General features: G+C 49.4%; 4 protein-coding genes. All 4 read right to left on the reverse strand.

What is annotated here, in order from left to right; genetic code table 11:
• Positions 1-199: 199 nt before the first annotated feature.
• From PHP87_RS11350 to minD, 4 genes are read right to left on the reverse strand one after another with little or no spacing between them, the layout of a single operon-like run.
• Positions 200-2,119 carry a CHASE2 domain-containing protein gene (locus PHP87_RS11350; RefSeq protein WP_299921449.1) on the reverse strand — a complete coding sequence of 640 codons (1,920 nt, stop codon included), beginning with the start codon at positions 2,117-2,119 and terminating at the stop codon, positions 200-202.
• Positions 2,120-2,129: 10 nt separating this feature from the next.
• Positions 2,130-2,723 (reverse strand): septum site-determining protein MinC, encoded by a 594-nt coding sequence (locus PHP87_RS11355; protein ID WP_299921451.1) that lies wholly within the window; start codon positions 2,721-2,723, stop codon positions 2,130-2,132.
• A gap of 9 nt (positions 2,724-2,732) precedes the next feature.
• Positions 2,733-2,978: a cell division topological specificity factor MinE gene (gene minE, locus PHP87_RS11360; RefSeq protein ID WP_299921453.1), complete on the reverse strand. Its 246-nt coding sequence runs from the start codon at positions 2,976-2,978 to the stop codon at positions 2,733-2,735.
• 15 nt (positions 2,979-2,993) lie between these two features.
• On the reverse strand, positions 2,994-3,785 hold the full coding sequence (minD, locus tag PHP87_RS11365) for a septum site-determining protein MinD (protein ID WP_366942940.1): 792 nt from the start codon (positions 3,783-3,785) through the stop codon (positions 2,994-2,996).
• Between the last annotated feature and the right edge of the window lie 11 nt (positions 3,786-3,796).

The raw sequence follows: 3,796 nt of genomic DNA on the forward strand, positions 1-3,796 counted from the left end.
GCCGCCTCAGCGCCAGCTTGATAATAACCGGAGCCTTGATAGGTTCTTCTTTCATATTGCAGGCCAACCACGCCGCCTGGGTTGAAGAATACAGTTTTCTGGGGGTGCTGGGCTTCGGGGTGGCCATCATAAGCCTGGTCGTATTCTTGATTTCCTCGCTGCGGCCGTAGGGTGTCAAGAGAACCGTCCCCTTGACACCCTATTTAAAGCCTTTATCCTGGGATTTTTCAAAGTGCAGGTTCAAATCGCTAAAGGAATATACTTTGATGGGATGAGTGAAACCTTTCACCAGTTCCTCGCCTACATAATGCAGAGAAGCTTTGGTTTCCCCTTCCGGAAGCAGGTCGTAGGAGCGCTCGGAAACCAGTACCAGGGTTTCAAAGAGTTTGGTAAGGGCCTCAACGCGAGAGGCTAGATTGGCATCTTCACCGATTAGCGTGTAATCCATGCGTTCCGGGCTGCCTACATTGCCCACTACCACCGGTCCGGTATTAATACCTACAGCTACCAGCAGAGGTACTGCGCCCTGTTCAGCCCACTTCTGATTTAATTCTGCCACCTTTACCTGGATTTCCCGGGCCACCTTGATGGCCCTCTCCACATGATCCTCAAAATAGACCGGCGCTCCGAAAAAGGCCATCAGACCATCTCCCAGGTATTTATCCAGGGTGCCGCCATGGCTTTGAATGGAGTCGGTCATTGCGGTCAGGTACTCATTGAGCCGGTTGATTACATCCACCGGGTCCTTATTTTCGCTGAAGGCGGTAAAGCCGCGGATATCGGCGAACATAATTGTAACCACCTGCTTTTTGCCGCCCAGGGAAAGTTCATCCGGGTTTTTCAAGAGTTCATCCACCACATCGGCGGAAACGTAGCGGGAAAACATGGCTTTGGTTTTACGTCTTCCCAGTTCAGCCTGGATAAACTCAGTGGCCGTTACCACCACATAACTCAGCAGAATAAGGGCCAGGGGAGCAGCCAGGCTGAGCCATATCCGCTGGTATTCCCACAGGCCGTAAACCAGAGCAATGCCCGCCAGGGTTACCAGAACCGTGCCAATTAGCCCCTTCCAGGGACCGCGTCCTCTGACCACCAGTGAAGTCAGAAGGCCTGCCAGCAAAAGGAAGGCTATATTGAACGGCTGCTCTGCCTCGCGATACCAGCTGTCTTCCAAAAAAGTCTGGATAATGGAAGCATGAATCTCTACCCCCGGGGTGTCCAGGGCTCCGCCCTTTACCATATTGCTGGTGGTATAGGGGGTGGCCACAAAGTCATGATCCTCCGGCGTAATGCTGCCGATAAGGACGATTTTGTCTTTAAAATACGCGGGGGGGACTTTTTCTTCTATGACATCAGCATAGCTTATGGTTTTGAATGTGGCCTTCGGTCCCCAGAATTTTACCATGGCCTGGTTGAGCGGGCTTAGCGGTATTTCTTTTTTCCCCACCAGCAAACAGCCTGCTTCCAGTTTAAGTTCTTCATAGCCAATGTCCTGGGCTACCATGGCGGTAGCTATAGCCAGGCTGGGAAAGGGAACCTCAAAGCTATTAACATCTACCAGAGTGGAGCGTCTTACCTTCTGGTCAATATCAGTAGGAGTGTTGACAAAGCCCAGGCCGGCAGCGCCCGACATGAGCTCTTGCATAGGAGGCTCAAAACCCTGAACCAGATCCCCGTTTTCATCTTCTTCAAAGGTGAACTTGGCTGCCAGTATTACCTTGCCATGTTTTTGAATGGCTTCGGCAAAAGCCTGGTCCTCCCGGGCTTCCTGAGCAGAGTTGAAAGTAAGGTCAAAACTTACCGCCCGAGCCTCTTCCAGCGTTTCCAGCAAACGGGCATGGGTGGAGCGGGGCCAGGCCGGCGGCCCCAGGCGGGAGATGGAGGAGTCGTCTATGGCTACAATCACAATATTATCGCCGGGAGAGGAAGCTCCCTTGAGTCGAAAGAAGGCATCATAGAGTCCCAGGTCGCTGCGGGTGAAGAAACCCAGCATAACCAGACCCTGTATCAGCAGGAAAAGCAGGATGGGGATAAAAAACTTGTTGTGGCTTATGCCAGAGAAGATTCCTTTTCTGGGCTTATTTTCCTTTTCTGGGCCAAATTCATAAGATAAATTCATAAATGCCTCCTTAGCCGCGCAAGCCACTACGCGAAGAATAAGCTTTGATGCAGATATTTTCGCCGTCCCAGAAGGCTATTTCGGGATGGGGACTCTTATCGGCATCCTCAGGTGAGCGGGAAAGCCGGTCTCCAATTCTAATCTGTCCGGGAGAAAGGCTGAGCGCGAAAATAAGGCGGCTCATATCGCCATAACAACCAGCATGAGCAATTCCGTCTAATTTACCCAGAACAATTATGTCTCCGGCTGCTAATATTTCGGCGCTTTCATGAACATCACCCCAAATGATTACCGAACCTTCAGAGCGGAGTTTTTGCCCGCTTCTCAAATTGCGGTAGATTACCATATCCTTGGAAGCACCCTTGTTAACAGTAACTTCACTGTTATTCATAATCATGCCGAACCGCAGGCAGAGTTCTTGTAGAGAAGCTATTTGGAAATGAGAAAGCTTTTTTAGTCCTTCTCCTTTGAATACTGCCCGGGAGGCGCTAAACAATTGTTTGTTAGCGGACAGTTTCTCCTCCAAAAAACTTAAGTAGTCTTCAAATCCTCCCTGGCCAAAGATAAAGACCAGGTTTCCATTCATGCCCTTTATTTTAATCATATCCAGTTATTACCTACCCTTTAAAGGAATGTTTATGTCCAATGCTGAGTGTCGGCCATCCCGGATAATCTTGACTTCGGGACGGCCTTCTATTTCTACATGCCGGGAAATAACCTCTAAAATCTCTTCTTTAAGGGTTTCCATCAAGCGGGAGGAAGTGCCGGCCCGGTCATGAGTAAGTACCACCCGCAGGCGGTCATTGGCTTGCTTGCGGCTGGAGCTGTCTGCAAAGATGCGCTTTAAGAAATCCAACACTGGTTTATCCCTCCCTTATTGTTTAGCGAAAAGGTTGCGTCCCAGGTTGCGGATCTTTCCCCAGAATGAATCTTCTTCAAAGTTAGGGAAATCAACCTGCTGCCCCAGGAGACGACTGGCAATATTATTAAAGGCTTGTCCAGCTTCCGAACGCTCATTTAAAACTATTGGTTCACCTTTGTTAGTGGAAATAAGCACTTTTTTGTCTTCCGGGACTATGCCCAGTAAGGCAATGCAAAGGTGTTCCATCAAGTCATCTATGCTCAACATATCACCACTTCTAACCATGCTGGCCTGCAAACGATTAATTACCAGTTGGATGTCCTGGAACTGGGCTGATTCCAACATGCCGATAATACGGTCAGCATCCCTGACGGCGGAAACCTCAGGGTTGGTTACTACTATGGCTTTGTCAGCAGCCGCAATAGCATTCCTGAAACCCTGTTCTATGCCGGCAGGACAGTCTATAAATACAAAATCGAATTCGGGCCGGAGTTGTCGGCAGAGTTCTTGCACCTGTTCGGGCTTTATGTCATCCTTGTTACGGGTCTGGGCCGCCGGCAGCATATAGAGCTCAGGAAAACGCTTATCTTTCACCAGGGCTTGCTTCAAACTGCATTCCCCTTCTATTACCTGAACAATATCATAGATAACACGATTTTCCAGGCCTAGAATAAGATCGAGCTTTTTAAGTCCTATATCCAGATCCATAACTGCAATTTTATGGCCCTTTCGAGCCAGAGCACTGGCAACATTGGCAACGGTGGTAGTTTTTCCAACTCCGCCCTTGCCTGAGGTTACTACTATTACGGTACTTT

It is taken from the genome of Syntrophomonas sp. (assembly GCF_028707975.1).
In the GTDB taxonomy this organism is placed as follows: Bacteria; Bacillota; Syntrophomonadia; order Syntrophomonadales; family Syntrophomonadaceae; genus Syntrophomonas.

What these genes read in the sequence shown, in the direction of transcription:
- PHP87_RS11350 (WP_299921449.1), bottom strand. Translation starts at nt 2,119, where the DNA reads ATGAATTTATCTTATGAATTTGGCCCAGAAAAGGAAAATAAGCCCAGA.
- PHP87_RS11355 (WP_299921451.1), bottom strand. Translation starts at nt 2,723, where the DNA reads ATGATTAAAATAAAGGGCATGAATGGAAACCTGGTCTTTATCTTTGGC.